Origin of the sequence: Pseudoalteromonas sp. BSi20439, from assembly GCF_000241165.1 — a bacterium.
Taxonomy (GTDB): Bacteria; Pseudomonadota; Gammaproteobacteria; order Enterobacterales; family Alteromonadaceae; genus Pseudoalteromonas.
Map to the genome: position 1 here is coordinate 1 of NZ_BADW01000155.1, position 1,297 is coordinate 1,297.

Sequence of the window (1,297 nt, forward strand, 5' to 3'; positions counted from 1 at the left end):
AACCCAAGTGACAGTGTTAAAATTAACACCTAGCTGCTTTACCTAAAACCTGAAACCTCGCACCTGAAACCTGTACTTTATTGCAGACATTAAAAAACCCGAGACTAAGCTCGGGTTTTTTTAATGCCTAATGCATTACAACTGTTGATTACTCAACGATAGTTGCAACAACACCAGCACCAACAGTACGGCCACCTTCACGGATAGCGAAACGAAGACCTTCGTCCATCGCGATTGGCGCGATTAGAGTTACTGTCATCTTAACGTTATCACCAGGCATTACCATTTCTACGCCTTCTGGTAACTGTACGTCACCAGTTACGTCAGTTGTACGGAAGTAGAACTGTGGACGGTAACCTTTGAAGAATGGAGTATGACGACCACCTTCATCTTTCGAAAGTACGTATACTTCTGAAGTGAATGTAGTGTGTGGCTTGATTGAACCAGGCTTAGCTAGTACTTGACCACGTTCAACGTCTTCACGCTTAGTACCACGTAGAAGTGCACCAATGTTCTCACCAGCACGACCTTCATCAAGAAGCTTACGGAACATCTCAACACCAGTACAAGTAGACTTAGTAGTGTCCTTGATACCAACGATTTCAACTTCGTCATTCACGTTGATGATACCAGCTTCAACACGGCCAGTTACAACAGTACCACGACCTTGGATTGAGAAAACGTCTTCGATAGGCATGATGAATGGCTTATCGATGTCACGCTCTGGCTCTGGAATGTAAGAATCAAGTGCTTCTGCAAGCTCAATGATTTTAGCTTCCCATTGCTCTTCGCCTTCAAGTGCTTTAAGTGCAGAACCTTGAATTAGTGGTAAGTCATCACCTGGGAAGTCGTATTCAGAAAGAAGTTCACGAACTTCCATTTCTACTAGCTCAAGTAGCTCTTCATCATCAACCATGTCACATTTGTTCATGAACACAACGATGTAAGGAACGCCAACTTGGCGAGAAAGTAGGATGTGCTCACGAGTTTGTGGCATAGGACCGTCAGTCGCAGCTACTACTAAGATAGCGCCATCCATTTGAGCAGCACCAGTGATCATGTTTTTAACATAATCGGCGTGTCCAGGACAATCTACGTGTGCGTAGTGACGAGTTGGTGTATCGTACTCAACGTGTGACGTTGAGATTGTGATACCACGCTCGCGCTCTTCTGGAGCGTTATCGATTGATGCGAAATCTTTAGCAACACCGCCGTATACTTTTGCAAGTACGTTAGTGATTGCTGCTGTTAATGTCGTTTTACCGTGGTCAACGTGGCCGATTGTACCTACGTTTAC

The 1,297-nt window shown here is 44.6% G+C and carries 1 protein-coding gene; it reads right to left on the reverse strand.

Annotated features, from left to right (window positions below; all coding sequences use genetic code 11):
- Positions 1-148: 148 nt before the first annotated feature.
- On the reverse strand, positions 149-1,297 hold a 1,149-nt coding region (gene tuf / locus P20439_RS12585), incomplete at its 5' end, for an elongation factor Tu (protein ID WP_036933995.1).